16 protein-coding genes are annotated in these 14126 nt (G+C 55.7%); 8 read left to right on the top strand and 8 right to left on the bottom strand.

What is annotated here, in order from left to right:
• Positions 1-90 precede the first annotated feature (90 nt).
• From RGB73_RS11765 to RGB73_RS11745, 5 genes are all read right to left on the bottom strand, one after another.
• On the bottom strand, positions 91-825 hold the full coding sequence (locus RGB73_RS11765; RefSeq protein ID WP_310772139.1) for a class I SAM-dependent methyltransferase: 735 nt from the start codon (positions 823-825) through the stop codon (positions 91-93).
• A gap of 166 nt (positions 826-991) precedes the next feature.
• Positions 992-1678, bottom strand: coding sequence for a deoxynucleoside kinase (locus RGB73_RS11760; protein WP_310772136.1), 687 nt, complete (start codon positions 1676-1678; stop codon positions 992-994).
• Between the two features lie 42 nt (positions 1679-1720).
• Positions 1721-2362 carry a deoxynucleoside kinase gene (locus RGB73_RS11755; protein ID WP_310772133.1) on the bottom strand — a complete coding sequence of 214 codons (642 nt, stop codon included), beginning with the start codon at positions 2360-2362 and terminating at the stop codon, positions 1721-1723.
• Positions 2363-2508: 146 nt separating this feature from the next.
• Complete coding sequence (splB, locus tag RGB73_RS11750; RefSeq protein WP_310772129.1) at positions 2509-3576, bottom strand: spore photoproduct lyase; 1068 nt, start codon at positions 3574-3576, stop codon at positions 2509-2511.
• A gap of 79 nt (positions 3577-3655) precedes the next feature.
• Positions 3656-3868 (bottom strand): hypothetical protein, encoded by a 213-nt coding sequence (locus RGB73_RS11745; RefSeq protein ID WP_310772126.1) that lies wholly within the window; start codon positions 3866-3868, stop codon positions 3656-3658.
• Between the two features lie 141 nt (positions 3869-4009).
• Here RGB73_RS11745 and RGB73_RS11740 point away from each other — a divergent pair, with 141 nt between their 5' ends.
• Complete coding sequence (locus RGB73_RS11740; protein ID WP_310772124.1) at positions 4010-4534, top strand: sigma-70 family RNA polymerase sigma factor; 525 nt, start codon at positions 4010-4012, stop codon at positions 4532-4534.
• A 4-nt stretch (positions 4535-4538) separates the two neighbouring features.
• Positions 4539-5921, top strand: coding sequence for a DUF4179 domain-containing protein (locus tag RGB73_RS11735; protein WP_310772122.1), 1383 nt, complete (start codon positions 4539-4541; stop codon positions 5919-5921).
• A gap of 44 nt (positions 5922-5965) precedes the next feature.
• On the opposite strand, the gene thiD is transcribed toward RGB73_RS11735, so the two are convergent.
• On the bottom strand, positions 5966-6760 hold the full coding sequence (gene thiD, locus RGB73_RS11730; RefSeq protein WP_310772119.1) for a bifunctional hydroxymethylpyrimidine kinase/phosphomethylpyrimidine kinase: 795 nt from the start codon (positions 6758-6760) through the stop codon (positions 5966-5968).
• 108 nt (positions 6761-6868) lie between these two features.
• On the opposite strand from thiD, the gene RGB73_RS11725 reads away from it, so the two are divergent.
• The 6 genes from RGB73_RS11725 (at position 6869) to RGB73_RS11700 (ending at position 12516) form a co-directional block, all read left to right on the top strand.
• Positions 6869-7675, top strand: a complete 807-nt coding sequence (locus RGB73_RS11725) for a sensor histidine kinase (protein ID WP_310772116.1) — start codon at positions 6869-6871, stop codon at positions 7673-7675.
• On the top strand, positions 7672-8325 hold the full coding sequence (locus RGB73_RS11720; RefSeq protein ID WP_310772113.1) for a response regulator: 654 nt from the start codon (positions 7672-7674) through the stop codon (positions 8323-8325). The genes RGB73_RS11725 and RGB73_RS11720 overlap by 4 nt, the downstream gene beginning before the upstream one ends.
• A 262-nt stretch (positions 8326-8587) precedes the next feature.
• Positions 8588-9466, top strand: coding sequence for a metal ABC transporter solute-binding protein, Zn/Mn family (locus tag RGB73_RS11715; protein WP_310774253.1), 879 nt, complete (start codon positions 8588-8590; stop codon positions 9464-9466).
• Between the two features lie 22 nt (positions 9467-9488).
• Positions 9489-10280, top strand: coding sequence for a metal ABC transporter ATP-binding protein (locus RGB73_RS11710; protein WP_310772110.1), 792 nt, complete (start codon positions 9489-9491; stop codon positions 10278-10280).
• Positions 10277-11632 carry a metal ABC transporter permease gene (locus tag RGB73_RS11705; protein ID WP_310772106.1) on the top strand — a complete coding sequence of 452 codons (1356 nt, stop codon included), beginning with the start codon at positions 10277-10279 and terminating at the stop codon, positions 11630-11632. The genes RGB73_RS11710 and RGB73_RS11705 overlap by 4 nt, the downstream gene beginning before the upstream one ends.
• Positions 11629-12516 carry a metal ABC transporter permease gene (locus RGB73_RS11700; RefSeq protein ID WP_310772103.1) on the top strand — a complete coding sequence of 296 codons (888 nt, stop codon included), beginning with the start codon at positions 11629-11631 and terminating at the stop codon, positions 12514-12516. The genes RGB73_RS11705 and RGB73_RS11700 overlap by 4 nt, the downstream gene beginning before the upstream one ends.
• Before the next feature lie 111 nt (positions 12517-12627).
• On the opposite strand, the gene RGB73_RS11695 is transcribed toward RGB73_RS11700, so the two are convergent.
• Complete coding sequence (locus RGB73_RS11695) at positions 12628-13080, bottom strand: GNAT family N-acetyltransferase (protein WP_310772100.1); 453 nt, start codon at positions 13078-13080, stop codon at positions 12628-12630.
• Positions 13077-14120 (bottom strand): TIGR03943 family putative permease subunit, encoded by a 1044-nt coding sequence (locus tag RGB73_RS11690; protein ID WP_310772098.1) that lies wholly within the window; start codon positions 14118-14120, stop codon positions 13077-13079. The genes RGB73_RS11695 and RGB73_RS11690 overlap by 4 nt, the downstream gene beginning before the upstream one ends.
• Positions 14121-14126: the final 6 nt, after the last annotated feature.

Raw genomic sequence — 14126 nt, 5'->3', positions numbered from 1 at the left:
GCGCCCCCTTTTGTCCGATGAACGGTTGTAACACCATCATATTCACCGGACAGGCAGGATAGTCACGCGGATCGGCTGCTTGCTCGCTCTTTATTGCTTGGTGGCGTAAAAGATCATACGGGAGGATTGTTCCTCCTCGTAGGCCTCAAACCGGTAATTGCCGAACACCTGTATGCGCCCGAACCCGGCTTGCTCCAGCATGCCGGTCATCTCTTCGATCCGAAACAGCCGTACCTGCTCGACATACCTGCGCGGCTCCGCAGACTTCCCATCCGTAATGGAAATCCGCTTTTTTACATATCCCTCTTCCAACCATCGATCTTCTTCTATCAGCATTCCGTCCGTTTCCTTGCGGGAATGCGGCACGAGATGGGCGATCACGTACGACGGATTCAGGTAGTCGATGACGACCTCGCCTCCCGGTTTCAGCGCCCTAGCCATGTTTTTCACCACTGTTCCATTTTCCTCGTCGGACGAAAAATAGCCGAAGCTCGTGAACAAATTGACGACGATGTCAAATTCATCGCGAAACGGAATGCTGCGCATGTCACTGCGTAAAAAGCGCAAGTTTGGATAATCGTTTTGCTCTTCTGCCAACTGCAAAAGAACGGGCGAAAGGTCAACTCCGACCACTTCGTACCCCCTGCGAGCCAGCGCACGGGAATGACGCCCGCTCCCGCAGCAAAGATCAAGCACGCGCCCCGTTTCCTTGATGGGCAGTCGCGCCAGCAAATTGGCAATCTCCGAATCGGCCGCCAAATCGTCACGATGCCGGTATACCAGCACGTAATCTTCGCGAAAGCTGCGTTCAAACCATTCTGCCATGTATGCGCTCCTTTACTTCCAGGATAGGATCATTATACCGAATTTTATGCGCGGTCTGTAACTGCTGCTGGAACTGATTGCACGATTCGCAAACAAAAAAGCCGCGAAAAGCTGTGGCAGCAGCTTTTGCGGCTTGCTAGTTCACGTTTATACCCGACAACCCCACCTAAGGACGCGTCGCCCGGCCGAGGCGGATTTTTTCCGCCATGCGGGAGATGATGCTCTCTACGGATGCCGGATCATCTACCACATCGTATTCGTTGATGTTGACCCGCAGAATCGGACAGGCAGTGAAGGAACCGATCCAGCTCTCATAGCGCTCGTACAAATCCTGCCAGTATTCGACCGGAGTCTGCTGCTCCATCGGACGGCCCCGCTCTTTCACCCGGTCGATGATGTCGTCGAAGCTGCCCTCCAAATAGATCAAAATATCCGGATGCGGGAAGTACGGGGTCATGACCATTGCTTCAAACAACTCCGTATAAGTGCGGTAATCTTCTTCGGTCATGTTCCCTTGCTCGTACAGCATCCGGGCAAAAATCCCCGTATCTTCATAGATGGAACGGTCCTGTACGAATCCGCCTCCGTAGTCGAACATCCGCTTCTGTTCCTTGAATCGCTCCGCCAGGAAGAAGATTTGCAGATGAAAGCCCCAGCGCGACAAATCGCTGTAATAGCGGCCCAAGTACGGATTGTTGTCCACTTTCTCGACAGATACGCGAAAGCTGAGCTGTGCGGCAAGCGCATGGGTGAACGTCGACTTTCCTACCCCTACCGTTCCCCCAATCGTGATCACCGCATTGCTCGGGATCCCGTATTTTTCACGAAGATGGTTGGTTTGAAACCTTGACATGTACGCAACTCCTTATTCACATACTGCGAGACCACTCGCCTTTTACATCCGGTCCGCCCTGAGCTCCGCAATCCGCGGTGCGATCGTATCAAGGACGTAGCGCAGGTCTTCCGGGCGGTGCACGAAGTCCAGGTCGTCGCAATCAAATTTGATGACAGGCGTATCCGGATGGTGCTTTTCGAATGCCTGCATGAATTCGTTGTAGTCCGCGATTACATTTTCCATGTACGCGACGTCCATGCTCCGCTCAACATCCCTGTCCCGCATGGCAATGCGCTTCATCACCGTGTCGATGGAAGCAGTCAAATAGATGACCAGATGGGCCTGCGGCAGATCCTCCGTCAAAATGTCGTAGATCTTGAGGTATTTGGGCAGGTTGTCCGAGGACAAGGTACGTTTGGCAAAAATCGTATTTTTGAAAATATTGTAATCGGCGACGACGGAGGTCCCCTGGCTCAAATACTTGGAATGAATGTCCTGCAGCTGTTTGTACCGGTTGCAGAGGAAAAACATTTCGAGTTGAAAGCTCCATTCCGCAATATTTTCATAGAATTTGCCCAAAAACGGATTCTCGTAAACAATTTCTTCCAGAAGCTCCAGGTGAAAGGCTCGGCTCAGTTCCCGAGACAACGATGTTTTGCCGATCCCAATGGGCCCCTCTACGGTAATCAATATGGACTTCATGTAGCGTAACGTTCCTTTCACGAATATGAGAGCAACCCATATTGTAGCATGCCGCACATATTTTTGTCGAAATGATTCGCTTTCTGTCACAAAAGCAAACTGCCCGCAACCTTCCCGGCGGGCAGTCTGTCCTCTCTTCCCTCATCTCAAGTGAAATATTCGATCTTGCTGTCCGGAAACAACCGCCGGATCTCTTTTTCCAGGTGAGCTTGCAGCGCCTTCGCCTTGACGTCGGGATAGACGTATTTCCCTCTTCCGTACTTGCCCCACTTGTACTTCCTCTCTTCCTCTACCATCTCCAGCTTGGTTTTTGGGTAGCGCTGCAGGATCAGCTTTTTGGCGATCTTGGTAAAGCGATGCTGGATCAGCTCGAAGGTGAGGTCATGCAAAGCCTCCGGAACCAATTGGCTGCGCAGCCGTTCCAGCAGGTCCGTGTACCCCGCTTCCCAGCCTTCAAACCAGTAGAGCGGAGCCAGGATGAATCCGAGGGGATAGCCTGCCTTCGCCACCTTGCCGGCTGCTTCCAATCGCTGTTCATAGGTGGACGTCCCCGGTTCGAAGTTTTTGATCACATAATCCGCATTCATACTGAAGCGGAACCGAGTGTGTTTGTTATGTCTGGCGTCCAGCAAGGAATCCACATGGTGAAATTTGGTGACAAAGCGCAGTCTGCCGAATTCCTGCGTGCCCATAAACTCGATGGCTCGCTTCAGGCTGCCGGTGATATGCTCGATGCTCACCGGATCGGATGTACAAGCAGCCTCGAAGCGCGTAATTTCCCCTGGCCGCTCCACAATATAGGCTTCTGCCTGTCTGAGGATCTCATCGGTATTGACATACACGCGAATATATGGCTTCGACCCGAGATTGGTATTCAAGTAGCAGTAATGGCAGTGCGCCGCGCACCCGGTGGCTAGCGGCAATGCGTACTCTGCCGAAGGTTTGCTCGTCTCAAATGCGAGCGTTTTCCGAACGCCGATCACCAAGGTTCTCTTGGCGTTGCGGTACTTCTCGACCTCTGTTTCCCCAGGGATTCCGCGCACCTGATTGTGGCTTGTCGTCATTTGGATCGGAATGCCTTCCGCTTGAAACCGCTCGTACAGCTCGCGCCCGAGCGGATAATTCAGCGCGTTCGGCTCGACGAATACAAAGTCGGGAACAAAGAGACCCGCTTTTTTCTCGGCGTGGAGCGGTTCTTGTACAATCGTGGCCATATTCAAACTCTCCTCCTCCCGTTAGTATGGCCGCTTCGGAAGCTCCAAAGGTCAGGAGGAGACTGGCAAGGAACTCATTTTACTGAAGCGTGCTTTTAAACTCGCGAAGCGATTCCCGGGCTTGTTCTTCCTGATTGGACGGGACTTGCAGCATGTAGAGATGGCCTGCCCGTTTCGTCTGCCTGGACAGTAGTCTGACCCTTACCCCCTGCCTCTCCAAGTATCTGCGGCACTCCTGCGCCACTCGCGGAAGTCCGTACGACTCATGAATCGTGACCCATTTGATCCACATTCGTTTCCCCTCGCCTTTTGCTCTCTTTACTAAAGTAAGCACGGATTGGGCCTTTGGTTCGCAAGGGGCTCCTCCCTTTTTTCGCCTTTTTCGAAAACCGTTTCCTACCCTCGCGCGTCTAATCCTACAGGAGGGGTGCACGTGAATCTGGAGCAACTGGTAAAGGAGGCGCAGCGGGGAGATGACGAAGCCTTTTACCAAATCATGAGCCTGCACAAGGAAAAGCTGTACAAGGTAGCGTACGCGTTTTTGCGCAATGAGACGGATGCGCTGGAAGCCATTCAGGAGACCACCTGCCGCGCCTACCTGAAGCTGACTTCCCTGAAGCAGCCGGCGTACATCACTACTTGGCTGACCCGTATCGTGATCCATCTTTGTACGGATGAACGGAAACGGAAAAATCGGATTGTTTTGGATTCGTCCCATCGGGAAACGCTGCGGGAGGGCGAAGCTTGGGAAGCCGAACGGGCAGCTACCCGCCTTCATCTCGAAGAAGCGCTCGACAGGCTGAGTCCCCTGCATCGCCGGATCATTATTTTGAAGTATTTTGAGGACTGGACGATTCGGGAAATTGCCTCAGTCCTCGGGCATCCGGAAGGTACCGTCAAGACGTGGCTGCACAAAGCGCTGGGAGCGCTTCGGCAGGATCTGGGAAAGGAGTGGTGACGGGATGAAGGAAGGACAGCTTCAAAATCCGCTGGAAGAGGCATTGCACGAAGAAAAAGAACGATTAGCCACGGTATCCGTCCCAGACGACATCGATTTGTACATTCGTAGCGGCATCCAGCAGGCAAAACAACGGCAATTTCATCGTCGCCGCATGGCGTGGGTCAGGTGGGGGTCTGGGATTGCCGCTTGCCTCGCTTTCGTCGGGTTGTTGTGCTCCATTCGCCTTTCACCTGCGATCGCTGCCTATGTGAGCCATCTCCCTGGCATGGAAAAGCTCGTCGAACTGATCAGCGACGACCGAGGCTTGCAGCTGGCGGCAGAGCATGACCTCGTTCAGCCGATCGGCGCGGTAGCTGCCCATGGAGACGTGAGCTTCTCGGTCGATCAGGTGCTGATGGACCAGAAACGGATGCTGATGTTTTACACGATCCGCCACAAGCAAGACGGGCACCGCGTCGAACTGGAGAAAGTCAGCTTTTACACGGTGGACGGAGCAGAATGGCAAGCCGGGTATTCGTGGTCGGGGAGCTCCCAGCGAGAGGCGAGCATCGAACAAAACCGGCTGGACATCTTTTTGAACGACGAGACGGAAATTCCGGATTCTTTGACGGCGAAAGTGACTCTCTCCGTGGACGGAATCCAGCTGGACACCCCCTTTGCGGTCACCTTTCCCATCAACAAAACCAAATTCGGCAGCTTGAAGGAGATCGTCTATCCGGTTGGTCAGGGCGTGACGGTAGACGGCCAGCGTTTTACCGTTTCGAAAATCGTGGTTTATCCTACGCAAACCGAGGTGACCATCCAGTTCGACCCCGCCAATACCAAGCACGTTTTCGGCTTCGATCGCTTGCGCCTGGTAGATGAAAAGGGGCGCACCTACCAATTTTGGGGCAACGGCATCCCGTCGAGGCCAGATGGAGAGCACGGTGTCGTCTACAACCTGGAGAGCTGCTACTTTGCCGATCCGCAGCGGCTGTTTTTGAAAGCCGACGGCATCCGGGCGTTGGACAAAGACAAGCTGGACGTCCAGATCGATGCTGCCAAAGGGACGCTGAGCAAAGCTCCCGACTCCCGACTGAAACTGGTGGCCATTCGGCAAAACAGCGATGCGGTGGGGATGGATTTCTCCTTGGAAGTGGAGAAACAGGACGAGAAGCGCTTCATCTCGTTGACCAGCGAGCTTACAGACGATCGGGGAAACAGCTACCAGAACGTCAGCGGATCGTCGCATTCAGGAGATTCACAGGACGACGTATCCCCTGTCCAATACTATGGCGAACTCTTCAAACGGACGACGGACAAAGGCACACCCGGCCAGTACAGCTTCACGTTGAACGACTATCCCACTCGCCTGTCCGCCGGCTTTACAGTCCCAATCAAATAGCGAAGAGTCCCCGAGCAAAAACTCTGCTTGGGGACTCTTTTTCGCTAGTCAACGACTGCCCAATGGTTGGTCGGCCCGTGGCCGCCGCCCAGCTGTGGAGCCGTCTTGATCGCTTCAAAAATAAACCGGTTGGCTCGCTCGACCGCTTGCACCAATGGCGTTCCTTTTGCCAGCTCAGCCGTCAAGGCCGCCGAGAACGTGCAGCCCGTTCCATGCGTGTGGCGTGTCTGTATACGCTCATGCGAGATTTCATGGAAGGCTTGTCCGTCAAACAGGATGTCCACCACCACATCCCCTTCCAGGTGTCCGCCTTTCATCAGGACATTGCGGACGCCGAGAGCGTGAATCGCACGAGCGCCCTCTCGCATGTCGGAAGGTGTACGGATACTCAACCCTGTCAGGCACTCCGCCTCCGGCAAGTTCGGCGTGACGACTTCGGCGACCGGCAGCAGATGCTGCTTCAAAGCAGCGATGGCCTCGTCGAGCAAGAGCTTGGCTCCCCCTTTGGCCACCATGACCGGGTCGACCACCAGCTTGCGTACGCCAAAGGCTCGGACTTCCTCAGCAACGGCCTGGATAATCGCCGCATTGAACAGCATGCCAGTCTTGGCGGCATCCGCGCCAATATCGCGCAGCACCTCGCGCATCTGCTCAGACACGGCTTCCACCGGCAGCGGGTACACGCCTGCCACTCCCAGCGTATTTTGTGCGGTCACCGCTGTGATGGCGCTCATGCCGTAGACACCAAGCTGATGAAACGTTTTGAGGTCGGCTTGAATGCCGGCTCCGCCGCCGCTGTCGGAACCCGCTATCGTTAACGCTGTCGCAATCTTCTCCATGTTCCTGCCTCCTGCTACTCACGCTTGTTTTACTACCGAGTATATCATCCGTCTGCCAGCTTCGGTATACTAGGAATGATTGCTGCATGCGAGGAAGGGATTGCCATTATGTCTTACCGTATTTTTTATTGGCTGACGGTGCTCATCCCCACAATCATTATCGGGGGCTTTGAATTTGTCCGACACGACTTTTTGCTGCCGTATATGTCCATGGAAACAGGCAACGTATACATCACCCTGTTGACCCTGTTCTTGTCGTTTCTCTTTGCTACGTGGATGTTTCGCACAATTGAACGCATGAACGCCAGAATCGTAGAGGAACAGGCCCGGCGTGCCGTCTATGAGGAACGGGAGAGGCTGGCTCGCGAGCTGCACGACGGAATCGCTCAATCCCTGTTCTTTTTGAATGTCAAGCTGCGGCAGGGCCAGCTCGACGACGCACGTGTCGCCGTCTCTGCCATCGACAACCACGTCAGGCAAGCGATTTTCAACCTGCGTTCGCTGCCCGAAGAAGGCAGCCTCGCGCAGCGCCTGGAAAAATGGCTGGCCCAGTGGAGCGCATTGTCTGGCACGGATGTCTCTTGCGAACTGCAGATCAAGGAGAATTATTTTACTCCCGCCGAAGAAGTCCAGCTCTTTGGAATCATCCAGGAGGCGTTTGCCAACATCCGCAAGCACGCCCAGGCCCAGCACGCCTGGCTGCGGCTGAAGACGAACGAGCCGCGCGGATGGATGCTCGAGGTGGAGGATGACGGAATTGGCATGCCTGCCGCCTCCGAAGTATCCAAAAAGTACGGGCTGTCGATGATGAAGGATCGGGCCAAGCAGCTGCACGCCTCGCTCGAAATCCGTCCTCGCGCGGAAGGCGGTACGATGATCGCCTTGACATCACAAACAGGAGGATATCCCAAATGAACGGTTACCGTGTTTTGATTGCCGACGATCACCCGATGGCCCGCTCTGCGATCCGCAGCTTGCTCGATCCCGACCCCGCCTTTGAAGTCGTGGGGGAAGCGGAAAACGGTGAACAAGCCTTTCAGCTGTGCGGCGAGCTGCAGCCCGATCTCGTGCTGATGGACATCAACATGCCCAAGTGGAGCGGCCTGGAAGCGACCCGTGAAGTAAAAAAAGCGTATCCCCATATCAAAGTCGTCATCTTGAGCGTCTCCGAGGATGTAGGCGATCTGATCACAGCCATCCAGTTCGGGGCCCAGGGCTACTTGCTGAAAAACCTCGAGCCGGACGACTGGATCAATTATTTGCACGCTTTGCTCGGCGAAGACAGCGATTGGTCGAGGGAAATGGCAAACAAGCTGCTCCACCGCTTCCGTCAGGACGACGCGCGCACGGACGAGGCGGTGCCGGAGATCTTGACCCCTCGCGAGCGGGAAATCGTCATGTACGTGGGGTCGGGCAAAACCAATCGGGAAATCAGCGAGGCGCTCGTCATCGCGGAAAATACGGTCAAAAACCACGTGAAAAACATCCTGGACAAGCTGCAGCTCGCCAACAGAGTACAGCTGGCGGCATACGCAGTCCGGCATCATATGGTAATGAAAAAATAAGGCGGGTGGCACCTACACCTGCCTTTTGCATGCCCTGATTGCTTTCAGAAAGTTGACCAAAGATAAACATTTTGTTCATAGGCAACTTTTTTATCCATAGGGAATATTGTTGCATCAAGGAATCATTATGTGCTAAAGTTGCACAAAGGAAACATTTAGGCGCATATAAAAAATAATTGGGGTGAGACAAACATTGAAACCTACATACTTGACTCGCTTTCGAGCAGGACTCTTTGCCGCTGCAATCACTGCTTCCTCGCTCATGGCCGGCTGCTCCGGCGGCACGGCTCCGGAAGCAACAGAAGGGAAATGGAAAGTCACCGCGACGACAGGGATGGTCGCCGACATCGTCAAGCAGGTGGGCGGCGAGCATGTCGAGGTGACGCAGTTGATGGGTCCGGGAGTGGATCCGCACTTGTACAAAGCTTCCGAGGGAGATATCAGACGAATCGACGAAGCAGATATCCTCTTCTACTCCGGTCAGCACCTCGAAGGGAAAATGGGCGAAATATTCGAGAAAATCGGCAAGACAAAACCGGTCAAGGCCGTCACCGCCAAACTGGCCAAGGAAGATTTGCTGGCCGACCCGGCCGCTCCGGAAAATCCGGATCCGCACGTCTGGTTTGACGTCTCCCTATGGATGAAATCCGTGGAGCAAGTCCGGGATGATTTAGCCGCGATCGACCCTGTGCACCAAGACGCGTATCAAGCCAATGCCCAAACGTATTTGCAGGAGCTGAAAAAACTGGATGAATACGCCCGAACGCAGCTCGCTTCCATTCCAAAAGAGCAGCGCGTGCTCGTCACGGCACACGACGCCTTCCAATATTTTGGCCGCGCCTACGATGTGGAGGTACTGGGCTTGCAAGGGATCAGCACGGCGTCCGAGTACGGGCTCAAAGATGTCCAGCAGCTCGTCGATACGCTCGTCCAGCGCCGGATCAAAGCCGTCTTCATCGAGTCCTCTGTCCCCAAACGCTCCATCGAAGCCGTCGTTCAGGGAGCGGCTGCGAAAAACCATACGGTGTCCATTGGCGGTGAACTGTTCTCGGATGCAATGGGCGAGCCCGGAACACCCGAGGGCAGCTATATCGGCATGGTGAAGCACAATGTCGATACGATCGTAGGAGCTTTGAAATAGTCCGGGAAGGAATGAATGAGAAATGGCTACTAATCCCTCCGTAATTGCACCGCTGCGGGTCAAGGACTTGACCGTGGCCTATCAAAAGAAGCCGGTGCTCCGAAACGTGCACGTGGAAGTACCCGAGGGCAAGCTCATCGGGATCATCGGGCCAAACGGCGCAGGGAAATCCACCTTTATCAAAGCCGTACAAGGGCTCATCCCGGTCGCTTCCGGCGAGACCGAAATTTACGGCAAGCCTTACAAACAAGCGCGGAAGCTGGTCGGCTACGTACCGCAGCGCGAATCCGTGGATTGGGACTTCCCCACCGATGCGCTGGATGTGGTCTTGATGGGCCGCTATGGCCGTCTGGGCTGGTTTCGACGCCCTGGAAAAGCCGACCGGGACTTTGCATGGGAATGCCTGGCAAAGGTAGGAATGGCCGATTTCGCCCATCGGCAGATCAGCCAGCTCTCAGGCGGCCAGCAGCAGCGTGTCTTTTTGGCTCGTGCCTTGGCCCAGGAGGCTCAGCTGTACTTCATGGATGAACCGTTCGCGGGTGTCGATGCGGCGACGGAAAAAGCGATCATCCAACTGCTCGGCGAGCTGAAGCAGCAGAAAAAAACCGTGCTGGTCGTCCATCACGATTTGCAAACGGTGGAAGAGTATTTCGACTGGGTGATTCTGCTGAATCGGCGAGTCATCGCAGCCGGTCCTACTCCCGAGGCGTTCACCCCCGATCACTTGCAAAAGACGTACGGCGGACGCCTGCATATCATGGGCAATCAGGTACTCCTGACCGGCGCTGCCCCGAAGGAGGAGACGGAATCATGATGAGCATCTGGCTCGCCCTGCAAGATCCCAACACGATGTGGGTGCTCGCTGGGTGCGTATTGCTCGGCATCAGCAGCGGCGTCCTCGGCTGCTTCGCCTTTCTGCGTGGACGTTCTCTGGTAGGCGACGCCCTGGCCCATGCCGCCCTGCCCGGCGTTTGCCTGGTGTACCTCTTGACCGGCTCCAAATCGATCGGACTCTTTATGATCGGCGCAGGTGTAGCGGGCCTTTTGGCTACCTACTGCATCACGGCCATATCCCGGCATACGCGGATCAAGGAAGACACTTCCCTCGCGCTCACTCTCTCCGTCTTTTTCGGGATCGGCATCGTACTCTTGACGTACATTCAGCACAATGCGAGCGGCAACCAGAGCGGTCTGGACAAATTTCTGTTCGGGCAGGCCGCTTCACTCGTCTTTCGCGACGTGATCACCATCATGATCGTCTCCATCGTCTTGATCGGTATCACAGCCCTGCTGTTCAAAGAATTTGCGCTGCTCGCTTTCGATCCTGCCTTCGGGCGGGGACTGGGATTTCCCATGGGCCTGCTGGATGGCGTGCTCATGCTGATGCTCCTCATGTCCGTCGTCATCGGGCTTCAAGCGGTCGGCGTCGTACTGGTCGCCGCCATGCTCATCGTCCCGTCCGTCACTGCACGCTACTGGACCGACAAGCTCGGCAGAATGGTCGGGCTCTCCGGATTGTTCGGAGCTCTCAGTGGCGCGCTTGGTACGCTGATCAGCACGCAGCAGGAAAATCTGCCGACCGGCCCGACCATCGTACTGTCAGCGACGGCATTCTTTCTCTTCTCCTTGCTGTTTTCTCCGAGCCGGGGCGTAGTCGCACGGATGGCACGTTTTTTGCGGATGCGCAGCAGACTTTTGTGCGAGGATGTCATGCAGGCGTTGTACGAGCGGCTGGAAGAGCAGGCGAAAAACCGCCCCACCGGCGTTCTTCGCGGCTTCAGCCCAGAGCAGCTCGCCCGAACGAGCGGAAAGAAGCCGGCTGCTGTCCGCAAAGCATTGCGCCTTTTGCAAAAGCGCAGCTATGTGACGGAACGCACGCTTATTTCTGAGGAGGAGTTCTGGACGTTCACGACAGAAGGCCTGAAGGAAGCCCATCGTCTCGTATTGAACCAGCGCCTGTGGGATTTGTACCACATGAATCAGAATCAATACGACGGCCTTGCGATCGACGTGAATCAGGAGGAGCTCGTCCCGCAGCTATCCGACGAGGCGTTGTCCCAGATGCTCGCGCAGCTCCGCGCCTACGATCTGACGCCTAGGCTAGCGGACCCTCACAGCGTCTCTCATCTGCTCAAGCCTTCCAAACAAGGAGGGGTGACCCTGTGAATACATTCTGGATTATCTTGACAGGCTCCCTGGTCGCCGCATCCTGCGGATTTCTCGGCTGCTTCCTTATCCTGCGGCGGATGGCGATGCTCGGCGATGCGATCAGCCACGCCATTCTGCCCGGAATCGTGCTCGCCTTTCTCTTTTCCGGCAGCCGCGACATCATCGTCATGCTCATCGGTGCCGCCATCATTGGGCTTGCCACCGTTTTTCTGGTCCAGCTCCTGCATCAAAGCGGCGTCAAGTCGGATGCAGCGATCGGAGTGACCTTTACGGCCCTTTTCTCCATTGGAGTCGTCCTCGTCTCGCTCTACACGCAGCAAGTGGATCTTGATCTGGACTGCGTCCTGTACGGGGAGATTGCGTATGTTCCCTGGGATACGTGGCAGCTCGGCGGCATGGAAATGGGACCGCGCGCCCTGTGGGGCATCGGCGGGGTGTTTCTGCTTAGTCTTCTCGTCGTCGGCGTATTTTTCAAACAGTTCAAGCTGTGCAGCTTCGACCCGGCGCTCGCCGCGGCGATCGGCATTCCCGTCATGCTCTTTCATTACTTGCTGATGACACTGGTCTCGCTCACGACGGTCGCCGCTTTTGAGAGCGTGGGCGCCATCCTCGTCGTCGCCATGCTTGTGGTTCCCAGCGCGACTGCTTATTTGCTCACAGACAGGCTCCACGTCATGCTTTTTGGCAGCATGGGGGCAGGAGTCCTCTCCGCCGTCTTGGGCTACTTCCTCGCCTCGTGGCTGGACAGCTCGATCGCCGGAGCGATGACCGCCGTCTCGGGTGCGCTGTTCCTTTTGGCCTTTCTCTTTTCGCCCCGCCACGGCCTCGTCGGCAAAATGGCGGCCCGGCGCGCCGCGACCTTGGGTGCGGCGGAAAAGTAAACGCAAAAGCTGACGTCACAAAAAATAGTGCGTCAGCTTTTTGCTTGCCAAACCGTACGAGCTTTTTTCCCGCTGCGAGGCCAAACCTGAATCCTCCTGACCGGAGAACGTTTACAGGTCCTTTTTGAAAAATTGGAGAACGAGTTCGGGGGCGACTTCCTTTGTACCGGTCGTCACGTAGCCATGACGCTGGTAGAGCTTGACGGCGGGTTCATTGCGAGCCGCAGTGGATACGATAATGGAACTGGCTTCCGGATTGGCTTTCTCGAGATGGACGAGCAGATTGCTCGCAATCCCTTTGCGAAAGTGCTTCGGATCCACTACCATTCGGTGAATATCCAGCGTCTGCCCGACTTTTTTGAAGGACACGGCCCCTGCCAGGTCACCGGCTAGAATCGCGGCGTAAAACGTCTCCCCGCACTCCATCAGCTCCTCTGCCGATTCGCGCAGCGGCGGCAAATCCGGCCACCCGATCCGTTCGGCCTCGATCCGGTATGCCGCCTGCTGCAGCTGCCACATCCGCTGGGCGGCGTCGTAGCTGGTTATTTCATAGCGTTCTATCATAGTCCGTCTCCTTTCGATGCGTTTGTTCCCGCAGGATCATAACTGTAGTACACATACGGGTCTTTGGGCGCCTTCACCTGTTCGACTTTGGAAGCCTTCAAGACCAGCATGTCGTATCCGTCCACCTGACGCAATTCCAGTCTTCCACGCACCTTCACCCAGCTGTCCTTGGCCCATCTGTCCGCCTGCCCATTTTCCACCAAAATACCGAATACGTTGGCATCGGCCGTGCAGCACGTCACGGAAAAGCGGGCCACCACAAATTGCTGCGGCGTAAAATCCGGCTGGCGGTAGACGAAGCCGAGCGTCTCCAGCTCCTTTCCCGCAAACTCCTTGGCGTACAGCTCCATTGTAGTCAGCCCGTCCAGAAATACCGTTTCATCGAGCCGAATGACCGGCTGTTTGTATAGGGAGACCGCGATATCGGCGTAAAAATCGCCGAAGCCCGTAGCAAATTTTTGACGCAGCCCCTCGTCGGTCATGGCAGACTGTTTCCCAGAAGATTGTGCCGTTTTTTCCGTCGGTGACGGCATCGGCGGCTGTTGCTCGGCCGAAGCGCTTCCGTTGCCATTTCCCGGCTTTTCCGATTGAACCGGCGGACTGGCGTTCTTCCGGGCATCCGCTTCCGTATTTGCCTTGCCGGCCGCTTCCGCCAGCTTTTTCACATCATTGGAAAGCAGGGTGATGCCCCGCTTCTCCGCCAAGTCACTGCCAAGCAGTTGATCCGGGAGCAGAAACGCCATGGCCAAAGGCAAAAGGAACAGTCCGTAACCAAAAACGGATCGCCACAGGGAGCGCGGCAGCTTGTGCGCATCCTCGCAGTCGCAGTCGTACGCATTGGTTCCCGTTATGGCCTGCCGCAAGCTGACGAGAGTGAGCAATGCCAAAATTCCAAGCGTGACATAACTGAACATGTGCAGACGGGGAGCCAAGTAGTGGCTCAGACGATCCGTGATGATCAACTCAGCCAGGAGCGAGGTGAAACCGATCAGGATCAGTGTCCGCAAAAAGTAATGGCGCTTCGCTCTCGCTTCTTCCATTTTCCA

The organism is Brevibacillus brevis (assembly GCF_031583145.1).
Taxonomy (GTDB): Bacteria; Bacillota; Bacilli; order Brevibacillales; family Brevibacillaceae; genus Brevibacillus; species Brevibacillus brevis_E.
Note: the sequence above shows the minus strand (reverse complement) of the source record. Positions and strands in the feature narration are given on the sequence as shown.